The organism is Priestia sp. KCTC 13724 (genome assembly GCF_056820425.1).
This window is the reverse complement of sequence record NZ_JBXDLD010000046.1, coordinates 1-20990: the sequence shown is the minus strand read 5'-3', so window position 1 is coordinate 20990 and position 20990 is coordinate 1. Positions and strand designations below refer to the sequence as shown.

Here is a 20990-nt window from a genome sequence, read left to right as displayed (position 1 = left end):
TAGTTGAATGTATCTCTATTTTCAAAAAAAATGTTAAAATGTATAATAACTGCTATATTAAACGGCTCGGTGAAGGGTGGAAGCTTTAATATAAGCTCAGAAGATAAAAAATCGGGGGGAATGCTATGGAACAAACGATGCGCAACTTTTTTTTATTTTTATCTCAAAATAAAATGTTAACAAAGTTAGCGAAGCATTATGGCTTACGCTTTGGAGCCGCGCGTTTTGTAGCAGGTGAGACAATTGACGGAGCAGTAGACGTAGTGCGTGAACTAAATGACCAAGGGCTGGATGTTACAATTGATCACTTGGGTGAATTTGTTACAACGGAAGAAGAGGCTGGTTATATGACGGAACATTGTATCCAAGCAATTCGACGCATTCACCAAGAGAAGCTTAGCTCTCAGCTTTCATTAAAGTTAACATCAATGGGCTTAGATATTTCCACAGAGTTAGTGATGAAAAACATGGAATACATCTTGAAGGAAGCAAAACAATATAATGTATTCATTACAATTGATATGGAAGATTACGACCGCTGCGGAAAGACCATTAATATTTTTAAAGAACTTAAAAAGCGCTACGATAATGTTGGTACGGTGCTTCAAGCATACTTATATCGAACAGAGCAGGATATTAAAACCCTGAGTGGATACGCTCCAAACCTAAGACTAGTAAAAGGAGCATATAAGGAATCAGCGGCCGTTGCCTTTCCAGATAAAATTGATGTAGATGATAGTTTTAAGAATCTCATTAAATTACACTTGCTTAATGGTCACTATACAGCAATTGCAACGCATGATGATCAAATTATTGAGTATACAAAGAAGTTAGCAGTCATTCATGATATTCCGCGTGATCAATTTGAGTTTCAAATGTTGTTTGGTATTCGACCCGAGCGTCAAAAGCAGTTAAGGAAAGAAGGATATACGATGCGTGTATATGTACCGTACGGGAAGGATTGGTACGGATATTTTATGAGAAGGCTAGCTGAGCGTCCAGCGAATGTAGCTTTTATTTTAAAGGGCATTGTGAAAAAATAATATTCATGAAAAAGATCGAACAAGACGATACCTCCTTGTTCGATCTATAGCTTAATTATCCTGCATATTTTGTTTTCCATATTGTTGATTTTGAGATGTTTTTTTACCGTGATTATGCACTTCTTGTGTTGGGCCAGCATTTCCTTTAACGCTAGCTGCGCTTACACCTGCTGATGAAGGATCTTTTTTTAAGCGTGACATGGTATCACCTCCTGGATTTAATATAACCAAAGAAATAAAAAATAGTTGTAAATAATTATGTTCGTATATTGCGAAAATTTAAAAAATGTTTTATAGTAATATCAGAGATTAAAAGTAGCTCTCTTTTTTTTAATTATAAAATGAATGACTATTCATTCAATGTATAGAGGGGGATGTAAGAATGAGCTTTAAAATTAAGAAGGCAGCTGTAATTGGCTCAGGGGTAATGGGATCTGGCATTGCAGCACACTTAGCAAACGCGGGAATCGAAACCTTGCTATTGGATATTGTGCCCAGTGAATTAAATCCGGAAGAAACCAAAAGTGGACTGACGCTAGAAAGTCCACAGGTACGTAATCGAATGAGCTTAACGGCATTAAAAAATTTAGCTAAGCAGAAGCCTGCTCCTTTAATGGCCAAATCACGAGTGGCTTTCATTCAGGCAGGAAATTTAGAAGATGACCTTGAAAAGCTGAGCGATTGTGACTGGATCATTGAAGTGGTGGTTGAACGATTAGATGTAAAACAACAGCTCTTTGAAAAAGTTGATGCGGTAAGGAAGCCAGGAACTATTATAAGTTCAAACACTTCAGGTATTTCAATTGAAGCAATGGCAAGCGGTCGATCTGATGATTTTAAAACGCACTTCTTAGGAACACATTTCTTTAATCCACCGCGTTATTTAAAGTTATTAGAAGTTATTCCTACTGAAGATACAAAAGAAGAAGTTGTTCAATATATAAAGGATTTTGGTGAAAACATTCTTGGAAAAGGCGTTGTCCTTGCAAAAGATACGCCTAATTTTATTGCAAATCGAATTGGAACCTATGGTTTGCTGGTAACAGTTCAAGAAATGCTTAAAGGTGGCTATAGCGTTGGTGAAGTTGACTCCATTACGGGACCACTCATTGGAAGACCTAAAAGCGCTACGTTCCGAACGCTTGACGTTGTAGGACTTGATACGTTTATTCATGTGGCTAATAACGTCTACGATAAAGTGGATGGAAAAGAAAAAGAGGTTTTTAACATTCCTGCATTTATGAAAATAATGCAGCAAAACGGCTGGCTGGGAAGTAAGTCTGGTCAAGGATTCTTCTTGAAAAAAGGCAAAGAAATTCTAGAGTTAAATCCAGATACTTTACAGTATGAAGAGCGTAAAAAACTTAGAACAGCGTCTGTTGAATTAAGTAAACAAACAAAAGGATTCTCCAATAAAATGAAAGCGCTTCTATATTCGGATGACCGTGCTGGGTCCTTCTTATGGAAAATCATTAGCCCAGTCTTACTTTATTCAGCCCAGTTAAAAGATGAAATTGCAGATGATATTGTGGCTATTGATCAAGCGATGAAGTGGGGATTTGGCTGGGATTATGGTCCATTTGAAACATGGGATGCAATTGGATTCACCTCTGCGATTGAAAAAATGGAGACCGAAGGGTTAGAAATGCCTGACTGGATCAAGGAAATGAAGGAAAGCGGATTTTCTGCATTTTATAAAGAGCTAGATGGACAGAAAATTTATTATGATCGAAACGAATATAAACCAGTTGTGGAAAACAAAAAAATTGTCCATCTATCAGCATTAAAAGCGCAAGATAAAGTCATTAAAAAGAATAGTGGTGCGAGTTTAATTGATTTAGGAGATGATGTGGCGTGCTTGCAGTTCACATCACCAAACAATGCTATTGGTCTAGATATTATTCAGCTGCTAAATGAATCATTAGAGGAAGTGAATCGGAATTACAGAGGTCTAGTGATTGGAAATCAAAGTAAAAACTTCTGCGTGGGTGCGAATCTAGCCATGATTTTAATGGAAGCTCAAGACGATAATTTCTTTGAAATTGAATTTGTTATTCGTCAGTTCCAACAGGCGATGATGAAAGTAAAATATAATGAAAAACCTGTCGTTGCAGCACCGTTTGCGATGACGCTTGGCGGAGGAACAGAGATTTGTTTACCAACTGCTAAAGTTCAGGCATCTGCTGAAACATATATGGGGTTAGTTGAAGTCGGAGTTGGCTTAATTCCAGGTGGAGGTGGAAACAAAGAGCTTTACTTAAAGCAGTTAAAAGGTCTTCCAAATGATGTGACCTTAGATTTGCAGCAAATTGCAAATAAAACGTTTGAAACGATTGCCACAGCTAAAGTCTCTAGTTCTGCTCTTCATGCAAGAGAGCTAAATTTCTTAAATCACCAAGATGGCATCACCTCAAACCAAGACCATTTGCTTCATGAAGCAAAGCAGTCTGTTCTGTCATTATCTCAGGCCGGTTATAAGCCACCGATTCGTGAAAAAGTGCCGGTCGTTGGTGAAACGGGATATGCAACTTTATTGTTAGGAGCTCAATCAATGAAGTATTCAGGCTTCATTTCTGATCATGATTATGAAATTGCGAAGAAATTAGCGTTTGTTATTGCTGGCGGACGCGTACCTTATGGAACAAAAGTAGACGAAGATTATTTACTAGATTTAGAGAGAGAAGCATTCTTGAGCTTAGTGGGAGAGATGAAGTCTCAACAACGTATGCAACATATGCTAGTAAAAGGGAAACCATTGCGTAACTAAGGGGGAGAAGGAATGAGAGAAGCGGTAATTGTAGCTGGTGCTAGAACACCGGTTGGAAAAGCGAAAAAAGGGACGCTTGCTACGGTTCGTCCTGATGATTTAGGTGCAATTACGGTAAAGGAAACGCTGAGAAGAGCAGGAGGCTATGAAGGACCAATTGACGATTTAATTATTGGCTGTGCCATGCCAGAAGCCGAACAAGGCTTGAACATGGCTCGTAATATCGGAGCGTTAGCGGGACTTCCATATACCGTTCCAGCGATTACAATCAATCGTTATTGCTCTTCAGGGTTACAGAGTATTGCCTATGGAGCAGAGCGCATTATGTTAGGGCAGGCCAAGACGGTATTGGCTGGAGGAGCCGAGTCTATGAGCATGGTTCCGATGTTTGGAAATGTGGCTCGCCCGAATGTACAGCTGGTAGAAAATGCACCTGAATATTACATGGGAATGGGGCATACAGCTGAGCAAGTTGCGCTGAAATATGGCATTTCACGTGAAGACCAAGATGCATTTGCTGTAAGAAGTCATCAAAAAGCAGCTAAAGCTCTTCAAGAAGGCAAGTTTAAAGATGAAATTGTACCTGTTGAAGTGACGATGAGAAGGTTAAATAGTCAAAATAAAATGGAAGAAAATAAGGTTGTTTTTTCACAAGATGAAGGAGTGCGTGAAGGGACAACAGCAGCAATTTTAAGCAAGTTACGACCTGCATTTTCTATGACGGGTTCGGTAACGGCAGGGAATTCATCGCAAACAAGTGATGGAGCTGCTACCGTAATGCTAATGGATCGTGAACAAGCAGATGCAGAAGGTTTGCGTCCGCTAGCAAAGTTTCGTTCGTTTGCAGTTGGTGGCGTTCCACCAGAAGTGATGGGGATTGGTCCAATAGCAGCTATTCCAAAAGCATTAAAGCTAGCGGGACTTGAACTTTCAGATATTGGACTATTTGAGTTAAACGAGGCCTTTGCATCTCAAGCGTTAGGGGTTATTCGTGAATTGAACATTGACGAAGATCGTGTGAATGTTAACGGTGGAGCAATTGCTCTGGGCCATCCACTTGGCTGCACCGGTACAAAATTAACGCTCAGTTTATTGCATGAAATGAAGAGAAGAAATGAACAATTTGGCGTTGTAACGATGTGTATTGGTGGCGGGATGGGCGCTGCTGGTGTATTTGAATTATTAGCTTAATGAAATAAGGGGGATATGGAGATGGCAAACCAAACGGAACAAACAATTAAAGGTGGTAGCTTTTTAATTAACGATCTTTCAGCAGAGCGAGTATATACACCAGAGGATTTCACAAGCGAACATAAAATGATTGCCAAAACAACGGATGAATACGTTGAGAACGAAGTAATACCGCAAGTAGAATTTTTAGAAAAGCATGAGTTTGATCGCTCAGTAAAGCTATTAAAGCAAGCCGGTGACCTTGGATTACTAGGAGCTGATGTTCCAGAAGAGTATGGAGGTCTTGGATTAGATAAGATTGCATCGGCATTAATTGCTGAAAAAATGTCGCGTGCAGGCGGATTTTCTATCACACACGGTGCACATGTTGGAATCGGTTCTCTTCCGATTGTGTTGTTCGGAACAGAGGAGCAAAAGCAAAAGTATCTACCAGATTTAGCAACTGGAGGTAAGATTGCCGCGTATGCGTTAACAGAGCCAGGATCAGGTTCAGATGCATTGGGAGCGAAAACAGTCGCTCGTCTAAATGCAGAAGGTACTCACTACGTGTTAAATGGTGAAAAACAATGGATTACAAACGCTGGTTTTGCTGATGTATTTGTTGTGTATGCGAAAATAGATGGAGAGCAGTTCTCAGCGTTTATCGTTGAACGTGACTATGCGGGTGTATCTGTTGGTCCTGAAGAAAAGAAAATGGGTATTAAGAGCTCTTCAACGCGTACCCTTATTTTAGAAGATGCACATGTACCAAAAGAAAACGTACTTGGACAAATTGGAAAAGGTCATATCATCGCGTTTAATATCTTAAATATCGGTCGCTATAAGCTAGGTGTAGGGGCAGTAGGAGCTGGTAAGCGTGCGATAGAATTAACTTCTGAATACGTGAATCAACGCCAACAGTTTAAGACACCGATTGCAAAATTTTCGTTAACACAAGAAAAGATTGCAACCATGGCATCGAAATTATATGCTTCTGAAAGCTCTGTTTATCGTACGGTTGGTCTCTTTGAAGACAGAATGGGTCAGCTATCGGAAGAGCAACAAAAAGATGGAAAAGAAATTGCTGCCTCAATTGCAGAGTATGCCATTGAGTGTTCGTTAAATAAAGTATTTGCAACGGAAGTGCTAGATTATTTAGTAGACGAGGGAGTTCAGCTTCATGGTGGCTATGGCTTTATGAGCGAATATGAAATTGAGCGCTTGTACCGTGATTCTCGAATCAACCGTATTTTTGAAGGAACAAATGAAATCAATCGTTTATTGGTGCCAGGAACGTACTTACGCAAAGCCTTAAAAGGTGAGCTTCCATTGTTACAAAAAGCTCAGTCACTACAGGAAGAGCTTATGATGCTAATGCCTGAAGAAGCTGGAGAAGGCGCATTAGATCAATCTAAACTATTAGTTCGTAATGGTAAAAAAATTGCGCTATTACTACTTGGTCTAGCAGCTCAAAAGTATGGTAAAAAACTTGAGGGTGAACAAGAGGTGTTAGTTAATATTTCTGACATGATCAGCAACGTATATGCAATGGAATCTGCTGTATTACGTACGGAAAAAGCAATTTTGAAAAATGGAGAAGAAAAAAATCAGCTTAAAGTCAACTATACAAAAGTATTCTGCCAAGAAGCATTTAATAAAATTGAAGCGGATGCAAAAGAAACGCTTATTGCTGTAGAAGAAGGAGATACGCTACGTATGATGCTCTCGTCATTACGAAAGCTAACTCGTCACACGCCGGTCAACGTTATTGTTGTTAAGCGAGAAATTGCAAAGGTTGTATTGGAAGAAGAGCGCTTTATTGTGTAATTTTAAAGTATGTAATAGAGAGCTGTGTAAAGGGAAAGTATGAGTATTCTCCTTTACACAGCTTTTCTTTGTTTAACTGCAAACTAAAATAGGTAAATTAAAGTTGGATGTGTTAAAATACGAAAAAGCGAAGAAAAAGGAGGCGAAATAATGAGCGTATTATTCTATTCATATCCTAAATGTGGTACATGTCGAAAAGCAAAACAATGGCTAGATCAAAATGGTGTGGCGTATGAAGAAATTCATATTATCGAAAATCCACCAACGAAAGAGCAGCTAACGAGCTATTATCAAAATAGTGGCTTGCCGCTAAAGAAATTCTTTAATACAAGCGGAAAGAAGTATCGTGAGCTAGGTCTGAAAGACAAAGTTGCAACAGCAAGTGATGAGGAATTACTTGAAATCCTTTCATCTGACGGGATGTTAATCAAGCGCCCGTTATTAACTGACGGTGATAAAGTAACGGTAGGGTTTAAAGAAGAAGAATTTGACACAACATGGAAATAAATTTAAAATTCCGTGCGGATTCAAATAGAAAAAACCTGTTGTTTACGTTACACTGATAAGAGGTAGTCGTTGCTATTCATTAGCGGCATACATAATTTATTGGAGGGATTAAGATGAGTACACCAAAAGAGTTGCGTTATTCAGAAGAGCATGAGTGGGTAAAAAGCGAAGGAGAAGTTTTCCGGGTAGGAATTACACACTTTGCACAATCTGAACTTGGTGACATTGTATTTGTTGAGCTTCCAGAAGTTGGCGATAAAGTTGAAGCAGACGAGCCGTTTGGTAGCGTAGAATCTGTGAAAACAGTATCAGAGCTATATGCACCAATTAGCGGTGAGGTTGTAGAAGTAAACGAAGAATTAAGCGATAATCCTGAGTTTGTAAACGAGTCTCCATATGAAAAAGCATGGATGGTTGTAATTAAGCCTGCTGATTCGGCAGATGTTGAGAAGCTTATGACAGCTGAACAATACGATGAAATGATTAACGAAGGTTAATTGACTTCATCTTAAGACATTTCACTTGGTATATCCATAATTTGTCTTCATGGACCTATAACAAAAAGGGCACTCTATTTAGTAAACAAGCTAAAGGGGTGTCTTTTTATGTTCGAACATAAAAAAGTTGACATAACGGATCGAATTACAGCAAAATTTCATGAAAATGGTATGCAATTGTATGTAGATAAACAATCAATTGGCCATGTGAATTATGGTGCAACGGGTAATCAATATAATTTAGAGTCAGGTTACACGCAAGAAAATAACAAAATTTATCAGTATGCTGACGTCCAGGCTGGAGCTACACAAAAGTATACGGACTGCGATTCAGAAGAGGGTTGGTGCTAAATTTAGCATGAAACCTCTCAGTGCAAGACTGATGGCGCCAACCACATAAGGTTTGGCGCCATCAGTCTAAGATGACCGAAAATAGTCTATTTTTTCAATAAAAACAATTCATATATGTTCTTTTTACAGCAAAATCTTTTAAAAAACAGGGGAACTGTGTTACATTAACGAATATTGTATAGCATAAAGGAATAACGTTACTATACAACTGATAATCATAGGTGATGACGATGCGTTTAATAGAAATTGAAAAAGTAATTATTGTAGAAGGTAAGTCTGACAAAAAGCGAATCGAAAGTATTATTAATGAACCGATTGAGATTATTTGTACCAATGGAACCATCAGCTTGTCAAAGCTAGATGAGATTATCGATTCCACGTATGATAAAGATGTGTATATCTTGGTTGACTCAGATGATTCCGGCAATAAATTACGGAAACAGTTTAAAAAAGAACTTCCGGAAGCGGAGCACCTTTATATCGATAAAATGTATCGTGAGGTAGCGGCGGCCCCAAGAAATCATATTGCTACGGTACTTTTAAGTGCTAATATAGATGTTAACGCAGAATTTTTAATATAGAAGGATGAGTAACATGGAAGAGTGGACAGAGGAACAGCTAGACGAAAAGCTAAATAAAGACGAGCGTACGGTTATTTTTTTCCATACACCCCTTTGTGGAACGTGCCAACTAGCTAAAAAAATGTTAACAGTAGTAGAAGCGATTATTCCAGACTTAACAATCGGAATGAGTAATTTAAACTATATGCCTGCTAAAGCGTCTTTGCTCGAAATTGAAAGTGTTCCATGCCTAATTGAATATGGAAATGGCGAAGTGAAGCAGAAGCTGTATGCTTTTCACTCTGTTGAATATGTAATGGAACGTCTTAGTTAAACAAACATTTGTTTAAGGGTGTGCATGGGATTATTATCCTATGCGCATTTTTTGTTGACACCCTTTCTGACACATGCTAGAATCACAAACATAAATAAATGAATATTTGATGAAAACAAAATAATTTCAATAATTTGTCGTTAACTCTTATCAAGAGAGGTGGAGGGACTGTGCCCTATGAAACCCGGCAACCGTCAGACTAACTGAAATGGTGCCAATTCCTGCAAAGCATAAGCTTTGAAAGATGAGAGAAAGGATTTTATCAAAAACCTTTCTGCTCACGTGTAGAAAGGTTTTTTTATTTTCTAAAAGCAAGGACACACTAAGCAGACAGAGCAAGTCAACAAAGAAGGTGAAGAAGATGATTACGTTACAAGATGTAACGAAAATATATGATGCTAAAAGTGGGAAAGTCACGGCCGTTGATCAGGTTAATTTATCAGTGGCAAAAGGTGAAATCTTCGGCATCATTGGATATAGTGGAGCAGGGAAAAGCTCTCTTATTCGCTTATTAAATGGTTTAGAAACACCTACTTCTGGAACAGTAGAAGTAGCAGGAAATCAAATTGGGAAAATTAAAGGTGCTAAGCTTAGACAAGCTCGCCAAGAAATTAGCATGATTTTTCAGCATTTTAATTTACTTTGGTCTCGTACCGTGCAAGAAAACATTGCGTTTCCACTTGAAATTGCCGGTGTTCCAAAAAACAAACGAGCAGAACGTGTAAACGAGCTCATTAAACTAGTTGGATTAGAAGGTAGAGAAAATGCCTACCCATCTCAGCTGAGCGGCGGGCAAAAACAGCGTGTAGGAATTGCAAGAGCGTTAGCAAATAACCCAAAAGTCTTATTATGTGACGAAGCAACATCGGCACTTGATCCACAAACAACAGATTCGATCTTGGATTTGCTAGTTGATATTAATGAAAAGCTAGGTTTAACGATTGTCTTAATCACGCATGAAATGCACGTAATCCGTAAAATTTGTCATCGTGTAGCTGTGATGGAAAATGGAAAAGTAGTCGAACAAGGAGAAGTACTTGAAGTATTCCGTAAACCACAGCAAAATATTACAAAGCGATTTGTACAGCAAATTTCAGAGCCAGAAGAAACGTTTGAGACAGTGGAGCAGGTGAAGGAACTTTATCCAAGCGGTCGAATTGTTCAGCTCACATTTGTAGGTGGAAAAGCGGAGCAACCGCTCATTACGAGCATTTTAAAAGCATTTGATGTCACGATTAACATCTTACAAGGGAAAGTTTCTTATACACAAACGGGCTCTTATGGAACCTTATTTATTCATTTAGATGGTGAAGAAGCAGAGGTTAATAAAGTAATTGAGTACATCCGTGAACAACAGGTAGAAATTGAGGTGATGACGGATGCTAACTGAATTATTCCCAAACGTAACGTATGATAAATTTAGTGCAGCAACGATTGAAACACTTTATATGACAAGTATCTCAGTTGTTGCCACGTTTATATTAGGAATTGTGCTAGGCTTACTTCTATTTTTAACAGGCAAAGGTCAGCTTTGGGAAAACCGCTTCGTTAATATTATTATAGGAGCTTTTGTAAACATCTTTCGATCCATTCCATTTATCATCTTACTAATTTTGCTCATTCCGTTTACAAAAGCAATTGTGGGAACAATGCTAGGAGCAGAAGCGGCTTTGCCAGCTCTTATTGTTGGAGCCGCACCATTTTACGCGCGTATGGTTGAAATCGGCCTTCGCGAAATCGATAAAGGTGTGATTGAAGCAGCAAAATCGATGGGAGCGAAAACAGGCACAATTATTTTTAAAGTGCTGCTTCCAGAATCAATGCCTGCTTTAATTTCGGGTTTGACGGTTACAGCAATCGCACTCATTGGCTATACAGCAATGGCTGGAGCGGTTGGAGCTGGTGGTTTAGGAAACTTAGCATATTTAGAAGGCTTCCAGCGAAATAATAGTGATGTAACCCTTGTTGCGACAGTTTTAATTTTAGTGATTGTATTTATTATCCAGTTTATTGGTGATTTTATCACGTCTAAAATTGATAAACGATAAGAGGAGGAAATATATTATGAAAAAATGGGTTTCAACATTTGCTTTATCATCTGCTTTAGTTTTAGGTTTAGCTGCTTGTGGTTCATCTGGAGGCAGTGGGTCAGATTCATCAGAAGACGAAAAGAAAATTGTGGTGGGGGCGTCAAACATTCCTCACGCTGAAATTTTAGAAGAAGCAAAGCCATTGTTAGAGGAAAAAGGAATTGAGTTAGACATTAAACCATTCCAAGATTATATTTTACCTAACACAGCACTAGATGGAAAAGAAATTGATGCGAACTATTTCCAACATATTCCTTATCTAGAATCTGTATTAGAAGAAAACCCAAATTATGATTTTGTAAGTGCAGGAGCTATTCATATCGAACCAATCGGTATCTACTCTAAAAAGTACAAGTCATTAAAAGACCTTCCGAAAAACGGTACGGTAATTATGCGTGATGCAGTAGCAGAACAAGGTCGTATTCTTTCAATTTTTGAAAAAGAAGGCGTAATTAAGTTAAAAGAGGGCGTTAAAAAGCAAGATGCAACGCTTGATGATATTGTAGAAAACCCTAAAAACTTAACGTTTAAAGCAGACGTTGAAGGTGGTTTATTACCTCAAGTGTATAACAACAATGAAGGCGATGCGGTTGTTATTAACGCAAACTATGCGTTAGATGCTGGTTTAGACCCTGTTAAAGATCCAATCGCTGTAGAATCAAAAGAAAACAATCCATATGCAAACATTATCACAGTTCGTAAAGGTGATGAAAACAAAGAAGAAGTAAAAGCGTTAGTAGAAGTACTTCACTCAAAAGAAATTCAAGACTTCATCGAAGAGAAGTATAAAGGCGCAGTGCTTCCTGTAAACGAATAAACAGATTAAAATCGACTAGGTTTAGGCCTGGTCGATTTTTTCTATTTTTAGCGTTAAGCATAACTCCGATTTGTATCATCCATACTAATGATGAAAACTATGACGAATGGAGTTGGCAAGAGGGATGCAACAAGAAACAAATCATTCAACAGAGCAGGCACTTCATAATTATAAGGTAGGAATGGGAACATTCAGTGAAAAGCTTCCACGATTGACTGAAACGTTCAACACTTTCACAGAGGCTTGTTTTGAAGAAGGGTCTATTTCTAAAAAAGACAAGCAGCTGATTGCATTAGGAATTAGCGTTGTAGCTCAAAATGAATATTGCATGATTTATCATACAAAAGGTTGCTTAGATAACGGAGCAACTGAGCAAGAGATTTTAGAAGCTTGTGGCGTTTCGGCAGCATTTGGTGGCGGAGCAGCGATGAGTCAATCTGTCATGTTAGTGCAGGAATGCGTGCAGGAATTAAAACGTCAAACACACTAAAATAAATGATAAGCAGACGTTGCTTTAAAGGTTGGGTTACGCCTATGAAAGCAACGTTTTTTATACGGGTAAAATATGTATACATATAAGAGAAAAGCGTTTATCTCAAAAGGTTGCTATAAGTTTTCATTTGTTATAAGATTGTAATGAGAATAAAATGAGAATAATTAAAAAGATATAGGTATATCTGATTTTAGTATATACATCTATAACTGGAGGTTTTAGTATGGCAGGTTCAACTTTAATCATTAAAGATCTTCATGTTTCAATTGAAGGCAAAGAGATTTTAAAAGGTGTTAACTTAGAAGTTAAAGGCGGAGAGATTCATGCAATCATGGGTCCAAACGGTACAGGTAAATCCACTTTATCTTCAGCAATTATGGGGCACCCTAAATATGAAGTAACACAAGGTAGCATTACACTTGATGGTGAAGACGTACTTGAAATGGAAGTGGACGAGCGTGCGCGTGCAGGTCTGTTCCTTGCAATGCAATACCCAAGTGAAATTAGCGGCGTAACAAATGCAGACTTCTTACGTTCATCAATTAATGCGCGTCGTGAAGAAGGCGATGAAATTTCACTAATGAAGTTTATCCGTCAACTAGATAAAAACATGGACTTCTTAGAAATGGATCAAGATATGGCACAACGTTATTTAAATGAAGGTTTCTCTGGTGGAGAGAAAAAGCGTAACGAAATCCTTCAACTAATGATGTTAAAACCTGCTATTGCAATCCTTGATGAGATTGATTCAGGTTTAGATATCGATGCGTTAAAAGTAGTATCAAAAGGAATCAACGAGCTACGTGGTAGCGATTTTGGTTGCTTAATGATTACTCACTACCAACGTCTATTAAACTACATTACACCAGACCATGTTCACGTTATGATGCAAGGTCGCGTTGTGAAATCAGGCGGTCCTGAATTAGCTCAGCGCTTAGAAGCAGAAGGCTATGACTGGATTAAGAAAGAATTAGGTATTGAAGACGAAACTGTAGGGCAAGAAGCATAAGCATTAGGAGGATTTCTATGACTATTGATACAAAATTACCATTTGATCAAGCGTACGTTCGCAGTTTTTCTGAAAAAGCTGCTGAGCCGAAATGGTTGTTAGATCTTCGTTTACAAGCTCTTGCGAAAGCAGAAGATCTTCCACTACCAAAACCAGATAAAACAAATATTACAAAGTGGAACTTTACAGATTTCTCAAAGCATGATGCTGAAGCAAAAGCAATTTCTTCAATTGACGAGCTTCCTGAGTCTGTAAGAGCACTTATTGATACAGAAGCGGTTAAAAACTTATACGTTCAGCGTGACCAAACAGCTGCATATGCAACGTTAACAGATGAGTTAAAAGAGCAAGGAGTTATCTTTACTGATATCCAAACAGCTGCAAAAGACCACGAAGAGCTTGTACAAAAGTACTTCATGAAAGACGGTGTAAAAGTGGATGAGCATCGCTTAACGGCTCTTCACGCTGCACTGCTTAACGGTGGCGTATTTGTTTACGTTCCAAAAAACGTTGAAGTAAAAGAACCACTTCAAGCTGTTTTCGTACGTGAAGATGAAGAAGCAGCACTTTTCAACCATGTTATTGTGGTTGCAGAAGATAATAGTTCTGTTACGTATGTAGAAAACTACATTGCTACTTCTGAAGAGTCAAACGGTGTAGTAAACGTTGTGACAGAAGTATTTGCAAATAACAATGCAAAAGTAACGTTCGGTGCGGTAGACTACCTTGCCAAAGGAACAACTAGCTACGTAAATCGCCGTGGTGTTGCTGGTAAAGACGGTCGCATCGAGTGGGCATTAGGCTTAATGAGTGAAGGAAACACAGTTTCTGAAAACATCACATACCTAATGGGCGATGGTTCATACGGTGATACGAAAACAGTTACAGTAGGTCGCGGTGAGCAAAAGCAAAACTTAACGACGAGTATTATTCACTTCGGTAAGCATTCTGAAGGTTACATCTTAAAACATGGTGTAATGAAAGATAGCGCGTCTTCAATCTTTAACGGAATTGGTAAAATTGAACACGGTGCATCTAAATCAAATGCAGAGCAAGAGTCTCGCGTATTAATGCTAAGCGAAAAAGCTCGTGGAGATGCTAACCCAATCTTATTAATTGATGAAGATGATGTAACGGCAGGACATGCAGCTTCTGTAGGTCGCGTAGATCCATTACAGCTTTATTATTTAATGAGCCGTGGTATTCCACAAGTTGAAGCTGAGCGCTTAGTTATTCATGGGTTCTTAGCTCCAGTTGTAAATGAGCTTCCGGTTGAAACGGTGAAAAAACAGTTAACGGAGTTAATTGAAAGGAAAGTTCGATAATGAACGTTTCTGATATTCGCAAACAGTTTCCTATTTTAGACCAAGAAGTAAATGGACACCCGCTTGTTTACTTAGATAGCGCTGCTACTTCTCAAAAGCCAATCCAAGTGATTGAAGCACTGAATAAGTACTACAGAGAATACAACTCAAACGTACACAGAGGTGTTCATACACTAGGTACAATGGCTACGGATGGCTATGAAGGTGCTCGTGAAAAAGTAAGAAAGTTCATTAATGCGAAATCAACAGAAGAAATTATCTTTACGCGTGGAACAACTACAGCGTTAAATATTGTTGCTGCTAGCTACGGACGTGCCAATTTGCAGCCTGGTGATGAAATTGTGATTACGTATATGGAGCATCACAGTAACATCATTCCATGGCAGCAAGTTGCAAAAGCAACAGGAGCAACATTAAAATATATTGATCTTACAGAAGATCATGCTCTTTCATTAGAAACGGTTAAAGAAACGATTACGTCAAATACAAAAATTGTTTCGGTTATGCACGTTTCTAACGTATTGGGCGCAATCAATCCGGTAAAAGAAATTGCGAAAATTGCTCACCAACACGGAGCAATCATGGTTGTAGATGGTGCACAAAGTACGCCTCATATGAAAGTTGACGTACAGGACTTAGACTGCGACTTCTTTGCGTTTTCTGGTCATAAAATGTGCGGCCCAACAGGTATTGGCGTACTGTATGGAAAAAAAGAATTATTAGAAAAGATGGAGCCGGTTGAATTTGGAGGCGAAATGATTGATTTCGTTAACCTATACGATTCAACGTGGAAAGAGCTTCCTTGGAAATTCGAAGGTGGAACGCCTATTATTGCAGGTGCAATTGGATTAGGTGCCGCTATTGATTTTCTAGAGGAAGTGGGCTTGGATAATATTCTTGCTCATGAGCATAAATTAGCAAATTACGCACTAGACCGTCTTTCAGAAGTAGAAGGCATTACCATCTACGGACCAAAAGAGCGTGCTGGCGTCGTGACGTTTAATCTTGATGATGTTCATCCGCATGACGTAGCAACTGTTCTTGATGCTGAGGGAGTTGCTGTACGCGCAGGGCATCATTGTGCACAGCCGTTAATGAAATATTTAAATGTATCTTCAACTGCACGTGCAAGTTTCTACTTGTATAATACAGAAGAAGAAATCGATCAATTAGTGTCATCACTAATTAAAACGAAGGAGTATTTCACAAATGTCTTTTAACAATTTAGATACTCTTTATCGTCAAGTGATTATGGATCATTATAAAAACCCTCGAAATCGTGGGTCTTTAGAAGAAGATACGGTTCAAATTCAAATGAATAATCCAACGTGTGGTGACCGTATTGAACTATCACTTAAAGTAGAAGATGGCAAAGTAACGGATGCAAAGTTTGAAGGAGAAGGCTGTTCAATTTCTATGTCATCTGCTTCAATGATGACACAGGCAATTAAAGGGCAAGAGATTGAAACAGCTCTTGAACTTGCGAACATCTTCTCAGATATGATGCAAGGAAAAGAGTATGATGATAGTATAGACTTAGGAGACATTGAAGCACTTCAAGGTGTTTCAAAGTTTCCAGCACGTATTAAATGTGCAACATTAGCGTGGAAAGCGATGGAAAAAGGCCTAAAAGAACAGAATTAAGTCCTGTTAGGCCTTTGTTCATTCCCAATCCTATCAAGTAGGGGGTAATAACAAATGGCAAAAAAGATGCCGGAAATCGGCGATTATAAATACGGGTTCTCGGATAAGGACGTTTCTATTTTCCGTTCTGAAAGAGGATTAACAAAAGAAATTGTAGAAGAAATTTCTCGCATGAAAGACGAGCCACAGTGGATGCTTGACTTCCGCTTAAAATCACTTGAGCATTTTTACAGCATGCCAATGCCACAGTGGGGCGGCGATATGTCTAGCCTGAACTTTGATGAAATTACGTACTACGTAAAGCCTTCAGAGAAGTCAGAGCGCTCTTGGGATGAGGTTCCTGAAGAGATTAAACAAACGTTTGATAAGCTTGGTATTCCAGAAGCGGAGCAAAAATACCTAGCTGGTGTATCTGCTCAGTACGAATCTGAAGTTGTATATCACAACATGAAAGAAGACCTTGAAGCACAAGGAATCGTATTTAAAGACACAGATACTGCATTAAAAGAAAACGAAGAGATTTTCCGTGAGCACTGGGCGAAAGTAATTCCGCCAACTGACAACAAATTTGCTGCGTTAAACTCAGCTGTTTGGTCTGGTGGTTCATTTATCTACGTCCCAAAAGGTATCAAAGTAGATACGCCACTTCAAGCATACTTCCGTATTAACTCTGAGAACATGGGTCAATTCGAACGTACGCTAATCATCGTAGATGAAGGTGCACACGTACACTACGTAGAAGGCTGTACAGCGCCGGTTTATACAACAAACTCTCTGCACAGTGCTGTTGTAGAAATCATCATTAAAAAAGACGCATACTGCCGTTATACAACGATTCAAAACTGGGCGAATAACGTCTACAACCTAGTAACGAAGCGAGCTGTATGTGAAGCGAATGCAACAATGGAATGGGTTGATGGAAACATCGGTTCTAAATTAACAATGAAATACCCAGCTGTTATCCTAAAAGGTGAAGGCGCACGTGGTATGACATTATCCATTGCATTAGCTGGTAAAGGCCAACACCAAGATGCGGGTGCGAAAATGATTCACTTAGCACCAAATACGTCTTCTACAATCGTTTCGAAATCTATTTCGAAGCAAGGCGGTAAAGTAACGTACCGTGGTATCGTTCACTTTGGTCGCAAAGCCGAAGGTGCTCGTTCAAACATCGAGTGTGATACGTTAATTATGGATAATCAATCAACATCTGATACAATTCCATACAACGAAATTTACAACGATAACATCTCTTTAGAGCACGAAGCGAAAGTTTCAAAAGTATCTGAAGAGCAGTTATTCTATCTAATGAGCCGCGGTATTTCTGAAGAAGAAGCAACAGAAATGATCGTAATGGGCTTCATCGAACCATTTACAAAAGAACTTCCAATGGAGTATGCGGTAGAAATGAACCGTCTAATCAAGTTTGAGATGGAAGGATCTATCGGGTAATAAATGATTTTTTTAAACTCGCTTGTATATACAAGCGAGTTTTTTTGATGAGTTTGTATTAAAATAATAGGTGCACAGTTTGATACATATTGGAGGGATTTTGTGATATACGTAGGCGTAACAGGGTGGGGAGATCATTCATCTTTATATGAAACGGGCGTGCCTGCGCGAGATAAGCTCGCTGTATACGCAGGTCACTTTCCAACAGTTGAAGTAGATGCATCTTTTTATGCTATTCAGCCTAAAACAACGGTCGAAAAGTGGGTAGCAGATACCCCCGATTCGTTTCAATTCGTTGTCAAAGCTTATCAGGGTATGACAGGGCATATGCGGAATGAAATACCGTTTGATAGCAAAGACGAGATGTTTGATGCATTTATGGATTCTGTGACTCCTTACGTAAAAGCGAATAAACTTGCAATGATTTTGTTCCAAATGCCGCCCTGGTTTAATTGTACGAAAGAAAATGTTAATTATTTGCGATACAGCCGTGAAAAATTCGGTGATTTACCCGTTACGTTAGAGTTTCGTAACCAGTCTTGGTTTACGCCACAGTGGCATGATAAGACACTTATGTTTATGGAAAAAGAGAAATGGATTCATGGCATTTGTGATGAGCCACAAGCAGGTGAAGGGTCTGTGCCGACCGTTTTACATCCTACGAGTGCTGAGAAAACGCTGATTCGATTTCATGGTCGAAACGTTCACGGTTGGAATAAAAGTGGAGACCCTAACTGGCGTAAAATTCGCTTTTTGTATCGTTATAATCACCAAGAATTACTTGAATGGAAGCATCGTATTGAAGAATTAAAGCAGCAGACGAAAGATATTTACATCGTTTTTAACAACAATTCGGGCGGAGACGCGGTTGATAATGCTAAGGAATTAATTCATTTGCTGGACATTCGGTATACCGATTTGGCACCTAAACAGTTAAATTTATTTGATTGACTGCTAAAACAGATTGATGAGCGCATACCGTCTTAAACAATTAAGTTAGAAATAAAGTATGTGCTTTCTTGTATAATTATAAAAAAACGCCCTAAAGCTCACTCTTTTTGAAAATCATCATACCTTGATTAAGAAAGGAGTGGGGAATTTGATTACATTAGAACCTGTTGTTATTAATGGTCATACGTTCAATGCGGTTACCGTACTGCTTCCAAAAACAACGCTTTTAACAGTCTCTTCCGATAAAGGATATATTATGTGTGGAGCATTAGACGTTGGCCTTTTAAATGAAAAGCTGGTCAGTAGACAAATCATTGCCGGAAGAGCAGTTGGCGTTCGAACAATTGAAGATCTTTTAAATGCACCTTTAGAGTCTGTTACTGTGGAAGCAGAAAGTTTAGGCATTCATCCAGGTATGATAGGGCGCGAAGCTTTATTAAAAATGGTATAGTTAGGAATAAAGTCCTTTATATTCAAATTTTGTCTAAAAGGATTCAATGGAGAGGTAGTAAATGCTCTACCTCTTTTATAGCGATTATAAAATAATAGATAGTTAGGGAGTTACTATGAAATTAGTTGCAATTCAATCATTGAGCCCAGGTGCATGTTTAGCAAAACCAATATTAGATGAAGCAGGAAAAACGCTAATTAATACAGGCATACCTTTGACAGAGACTATTATTAATCGTTTACAGCAGCGAGGTGTTACGTTTGTATACATAGGTGATAAACGAACAAATGATATTGTTGTAAATTCTACTTCTACCATCCCATTTTCACTTCGGAAAAAGGCAATGGAATCAGTGGAAGATGTCTTTCACTCTCTTCAAAAAAAGCATGAAAAAACGCGTGTTGCACTTTTAGAACAATCGGTTCGTGAAGTACATAAGGTTGGCAATCAATTAGTAGATGAGATTATGAATAATAATGATGTATTGTCATTGTTAACGGATGTATATATATACGATAACTATGTATTTTCTCATTCTGTGAACGTGACGCTTTATGCCCTTTCACTCGGAAAAGAAATAGGATTAACTCAGCCTGTTCTAGAGAAGCTAGGTGCAGGAGCTATGCTACATGATGTAGGGAAAATGTTAATTCCCCAAGATATTCTAAACAAGCCCGGAAGATTAACGGATGAAGAATTTAAGTTAATGAAAAAGCATACTACATACGGGTACGAATTATTGCGAAGTACTCCTAATGTCTCTGCGCTCTCCGCCTCTTGCGCATATCAGCATCATGAAAGATTGGATGGATCAGGGTATCCATTAGGAATTAAAGAAGAGCGAATTCATTTATTTAGTAAAATTATCGCAATTGCGGATGTGTACGATGCCGTGACGTCAAATCGCGTGTATAGAAGCGCTCTTCTCCCTCACGAGGGGCTAGAGATTTTGTATGCGGGTGCAGGAAGTCAGTTTGATAAAGATATGATTAGCGCTTTCAGAAGGGCAATTGCTGTTTATCCTATTGGTCTTTTTGTAACGCTGAATGACCAAAGAAAAGGCATAGTAAGTAAGCAAAATAAAGGCCTAAGTGATCGACCTTACATTCTTATTCAAGAAGAAGGAGGCAGGGTTTTAGATAAACCTTATGAAATTGATTTAAAAGAAAGTCCTACATTAATAATTATCACTCAAACTTCGCACCTAAATAATTAGATTCGATAGTTGGCTCTATTAGGTTCTTCATGATTTCAATAAAAACCTTGACAAAGTTTTTTAAGATACAAAAAACACCTCATTCTTTGGTATAGTGGATTTGTCGAGAATACACTACCAAACAGAAGAGGTGCTTCCATTATGATAGAGCATAATGACCAAAACAATCAACTGCCAAAAGAATTAAAATCGGTATTTCGTGAATTAGAAATCGTAAAGCACCTTCGTAAAGCTGGCATTATGAAGAAGTTTGGCTTTACAACTTCCTATTTGTTTCAGCTTGTTTTTTGTTTAATCTTTCATCATAAGAGCTGGTTCACCCTTTTAAATTCAAAGAAGGGAGACCGTTACCCTGCCAAAGATTCTGTTTATCGTTTCTTGAATCATTCCAAGTTTGCATGGCGTCGCTTTTTAACGTATTTAAGTGTGCACGCCATTCAAAAGGTGGAGCAGCTGACGGATACAAAACGTCCAAAGGTATTCATC

General features: G+C 38.5%; 22 protein-coding genes, 1 pseudogene and 1 riboswitch. Of the genes and pseudogenes, 22 read left to right on the top strand and 1 reads right to left on the bottom strand.

What is annotated here, in order from left to right:
• Nucleotides 1–125 precede the first annotated feature (125 nt).
• Nucleotides 126–1043 carry a proline dehydrogenase family protein gene (locus AC1UFB_RS07130; protein ID WP_100346639.1) on the top strand — a complete coding sequence of 306 codons (918 nt, stop codon included), beginning with the start codon at nucleotides 126–128 and terminating at the stop codon, nucleotides 1041–1043.
• A gap of 51 nt (nucleotides 1044–1094) precedes the next feature.
• On the opposite strand, the gene AC1UFB_RS07125 is transcribed toward AC1UFB_RS07130, so the two are convergent.
• Nucleotides 1095–1244 (bottom strand): YuzL family protein, encoded by a 150-nt coding sequence (locus tag AC1UFB_RS07125; protein ID WP_076512331.1) that lies wholly within the window; start codon nucleotides 1242–1244, stop codon nucleotides 1095–1097.
• Between the two features lie 181 nt (nucleotides 1245–1425).
• Here AC1UFB_RS07125 and AC1UFB_RS07120 point away from each other — a divergent pair, with 181 nt between their 5' ends.
• From AC1UFB_RS07120 to AC1UFB_RS07020, 21 genes and pseudogenes are all read left to right on the top strand, one after another.
• Nucleotides 1426–3810: a 3-hydroxyacyl-CoA dehydrogenase/enoyl-CoA hydratase family protein gene (locus AC1UFB_RS07120; RefSeq protein ID WP_025909447.1), complete on the top strand. Its 2385-nt coding sequence runs from the start codon at nucleotides 1426–1428 to the stop codon at nucleotides 3808–3810.
• A gap of 12 nt (nucleotides 3811–3822) precedes the next feature.
• A complete protein-coding gene (locus AC1UFB_RS07115) occupies nucleotides 3823–5001 on the top strand; it encodes an acetyl-CoA C-acetyltransferase (RefSeq protein ID WP_061785066.1) in 1179 nt (392 codons plus the stop codon).
• A gap of 21 nt (nucleotides 5002–5022) precedes the next feature.
• Nucleotides 5023–6807, top strand: a complete 1785-nt coding sequence (locus AC1UFB_RS07110; RefSeq protein WP_061785065.1) for an acyl-CoA dehydrogenase family protein — start codon at nucleotides 5023–5025, stop codon at nucleotides 6805–6807.
• A 150-nt stretch (nucleotides 6808–6957) separates the two neighbouring features.
• Nucleotides 6958–7314 (top strand): arsenate reductase family protein, encoded by a 357-nt coding sequence (locus AC1UFB_RS07105; RefSeq protein WP_025909444.1) that lies wholly within the window; start codon nucleotides 6958–6960, stop codon nucleotides 7312–7314.
• Between the two features lie 113 nt (nucleotides 7315–7427).
• The gene (gcvH, locus tag AC1UFB_RS07100) at nucleotides 7428–7811 is read left to right on the top strand and encodes a glycine cleavage system protein GcvH (protein ID WP_076512334.1); all 384 of its coding nucleotides are present in this window, start codon (nucleotides 7428–7430) and stop codon (nucleotides 7809–7811) included.
• A gap of 108 nt (nucleotides 7812–7919) precedes the next feature.
• A complete protein-coding gene (locus AC1UFB_RS07095) occupies nucleotides 7920–8162 on the top strand; it encodes a YusG family protein (protein WP_025909442.1) in 243 nt (80 codons plus the stop codon).
• Between the two features lie 230 nt (nucleotides 8163–8392).
• Nucleotides 8393–8743 carry a toprim domain-containing protein gene (locus tag AC1UFB_RS07090; RefSeq protein ID WP_025909441.1) on the top strand — a complete coding sequence of 117 codons (351 nt, stop codon included), beginning with the start codon at nucleotides 8393–8395 and terminating at the stop codon, nucleotides 8741–8743.
• 13 nt (nucleotides 8744–8756) lie between these two features.
• On the top strand, nucleotides 8757–9056 hold the full coding sequence (locus AC1UFB_RS07085) for a thioredoxin family protein (protein WP_061785062.1): 300 nt from the start codon (nucleotides 8757–8759) through the stop codon (nucleotides 9054–9056).
• A gap of 144 nt (nucleotides 9057–9200) precedes the next feature.
• Nucleotides 9201–9307: riboswitch (SAM riboswitch) on the top strand.
• A 110-nt stretch (nucleotides 9308–9417) separates the two neighbouring features.
• Entirely contained in the window at nucleotides 9418–10446 is a 1029-nt protein-coding gene (locus AC1UFB_RS07080; RefSeq protein ID WP_025909439.1) for a methionine ABC transporter ATP-binding protein, read from the top strand.
• A complete protein-coding gene (locus AC1UFB_RS07075) occupies nucleotides 10436–11104 on the top strand; it encodes a methionine ABC transporter permease (protein WP_482588867.1) in 669 nt (222 codons plus the stop codon). The genes AC1UFB_RS07080 and AC1UFB_RS07075 overlap by 11 nt, the downstream gene beginning before the upstream one ends.
• Before the next feature lie 16 nt (nucleotides 11105–11120).
• Nucleotides 11121–11963, top strand: a complete 843-nt coding sequence (locus AC1UFB_RS07070) for a MetQ/NlpA family ABC transporter substrate-binding protein (protein ID WP_025909437.1) — start codon at nucleotides 11121–11123, stop codon at nucleotides 11961–11963.
• Between the two features lie 124 nt (nucleotides 11964–12087).
• The gene (locus tag AC1UFB_RS07065) at nucleotides 12088–12453 is read left to right on the top strand and encodes a carboxymuconolactone decarboxylase family protein (RefSeq protein WP_482588866.1); all 366 of its coding nucleotides are present in this window, start codon (nucleotides 12088–12090) and stop codon (nucleotides 12451–12453) included.
• A gap of 226 nt (nucleotides 12454–12679) precedes the next feature.
• Complete coding sequence (gene sufC, locus AC1UFB_RS07060) at nucleotides 12680–13465, top strand: Fe-S cluster assembly ATPase SufC (RefSeq protein ID WP_025909435.1); 786 nt, start codon at nucleotides 12680–12682, stop codon at nucleotides 13463–13465.
• 17 nt (nucleotides 13466–13482) lie between these two features.
• The gene (gene sufD / locus AC1UFB_RS07055) at nucleotides 13483–14790 is read left to right on the top strand and encodes a Fe-S cluster assembly protein SufD (RefSeq protein WP_025909434.1); all 1308 of its coding nucleotides are present in this window, start codon (nucleotides 13483–13485) and stop codon (nucleotides 14788–14790) included.
• Nucleotides 14790–16010, top strand: coding sequence for a cysteine desulfurase (locus AC1UFB_RS07050; RefSeq protein ID WP_076512336.1), 1221 nt, complete (start codon nucleotides 14790–14792; stop codon nucleotides 16008–16010). Before sufD ends, AC1UFB_RS07050 begins: the two co-directional genes overlap by 1 nt.
• Nucleotides 16000–16434 (top strand): Fe-S cluster assembly sulfur transfer protein SufU, encoded by a 435-nt coding sequence (gene sufU, locus AC1UFB_RS07045; RefSeq protein ID WP_061785058.1) that lies wholly within the window; start codon nucleotides 16000–16002, stop codon nucleotides 16432–16434. Before AC1UFB_RS07050 ends, sufU begins: the two co-directional genes overlap by 11 nt.
• 54 nt (nucleotides 16435–16488) lie before the next feature.
• Nucleotides 16489–17886 carry a Fe-S cluster assembly protein SufB gene (sufB, locus tag AC1UFB_RS07040; protein ID WP_025909431.1) on the top strand — a complete coding sequence of 466 codons (1398 nt, stop codon included), beginning with the start codon at nucleotides 16489–16491 and terminating at the stop codon, nucleotides 17884–17886.
• A gap of 102 nt (nucleotides 17887–17988) precedes the next feature.
• Entirely contained in the window at nucleotides 17989–18837 is an 849-nt protein-coding gene (locus AC1UFB_RS07035; RefSeq protein WP_025909430.1) for a DUF72 domain-containing protein, read from the top strand.
• Between the two features lie 148 nt (nucleotides 18838–18985).
• Nucleotides 18986–19288: a YunC family protein gene (locus AC1UFB_RS07030; protein ID WP_025909429.1), complete on the top strand. Its 303-nt coding sequence runs from the start codon at nucleotides 18986–18988 to the stop codon at nucleotides 19286–19288.
• A 115-nt stretch (nucleotides 19289–19403) separates the two neighbouring features.
• Nucleotides 19404–20504 (top strand): HD-GYP domain-containing protein, encoded by a 1101-nt coding sequence (locus tag AC1UFB_RS07025; protein WP_482588863.1) that lies wholly within the window; start codon nucleotides 19404–19406, stop codon nucleotides 20502–20504.
• 141 nt (nucleotides 20505–20645) lie between these two features.
• Nucleotides 20646–20990 (top strand): annotated as a pseudogene (locus tag AC1UFB_RS07020) (IS4 family transposase); the annotation flags it as partial.

Bases quoted from the DNA above. Each gene is read 5' to 3' on its own strand.
- AC1UFB_RS07070 (WP_025909437.1), top strand. From the start codon at position 11,121: ATGAAAAAATGGGTTTCAACATTTGCTTTATCATCTGCTTTAGTTTTA.
- AC1UFB_RS07125 (WP_076512331.1), bottom strand. From the start codon at position 1,244: ATGTCACGCTTAAAAAAAGATCCTTCATCAGCAGGTGTAAGCGCAGCT.
- AC1UFB_RS07115 (WP_061785066.1), top strand. From the start codon at position 3,823: ATGAGAGAAGCGGTAATTGTAGCTGGTGCTAGAACACCGGTTGGAAAA.
- sufC (WP_025909435.1), top strand. From the start codon at position 12,680: ATGGCAGGTTCAACTTTAATCATTAAAGATCTTCATGTTTCAATTGAA.
- sufU (WP_061785058.1), top strand. From the start codon at position 16,000: ATGTCTTTTAACAATTTAGATACTCTTTATCGTCAAGTGATTATGGAT.
- AC1UFB_RS07130 (WP_100346639.1), top strand. From the start codon at position 126: ATGGAACAAACGATGCGCAACTTTTTTTTATTTTTATCTCAAAATAAA.
- gcvH (WP_076512334.1), top strand. From the start codon at position 7,428: ATGAGTACACCAAAAGAGTTGCGTTATTCAGAAGAGCATGAGTGGGTA.
- AC1UFB_RS07085 (WP_061785062.1), top strand. From the start codon at position 8,757: ATGGAAGAGTGGACAGAGGAACAGCTAGACGAAAAGCTAAATAAAGAC.
- AC1UFB_RS07110 (WP_061785065.1), top strand. From the start codon at position 5,023: ATGGCAAACCAAACGGAACAAACAATTAAAGGTGGTAGCTTTTTAATT.
- sufB (WP_025909431.1), top strand. From the start codon at position 16,489: ATGGCAAAAAAGATGCCGGAAATCGGCGATTATAAATACGGGTTCTCG.
- AC1UFB_RS07080 (WP_025909439.1), top strand. From the start codon at position 9,418: ATGATTACGTTACAAGATGTAACGAAAATATATGATGCTAAAAGTGGG.
- AC1UFB_RS07120 (WP_025909447.1), top strand. From the start codon at position 1,426: ATGAGCTTTAAAATTAAGAAGGCAGCTGTAATTGGCTCAGGGGTAATG.
- AC1UFB_RS07050 (WP_076512336.1), top strand. From the start codon at position 14,790: ATGAACGTTTCTGATATTCGCAAACAGTTTCCTATTTTAGACCAAGAA.
- AC1UFB_RS07105 (WP_025909444.1), top strand. From the start codon at position 6,958: ATGAGCGTATTATTCTATTCATATCCTAAATGTGGTACATGTCGAAAA.
- sufD (WP_025909434.1), top strand. From the start codon at position 13,483: ATGACTATTGATACAAAATTACCATTTGATCAAGCGTACGTTCGCAGT.
- AC1UFB_RS07090 (WP_025909441.1), top strand. From the start codon at position 8,393: ATGCGTTTAATAGAAATTGAAAAAGTAATTATTGTAGAAGGTAAGTCT.
- AC1UFB_RS07075 (WP_482588867.1), top strand. From the start codon at position 10,436: ATGCTAACTGAATTATTCCCAAACGTAACGTATGATAAATTTAGTGCA.
- AC1UFB_RS07065 (WP_482588866.1), top strand. From the start codon at position 12,088: ATGCAACAAGAAACAAATCATTCAACAGAGCAGGCACTTCATAATTAT.
- AC1UFB_RS07025 (WP_482588863.1), top strand. From the start codon at position 19,404: ATGAAATTAGTTGCAATTCAATCATTGAGCCCAGGTGCATGTTTAGCA.
- AC1UFB_RS07095 (WP_025909442.1), top strand. From the start codon at position 7,920: ATGTTCGAACATAAAAAAGTTGACATAACGGATCGAATTACAGCAAAA.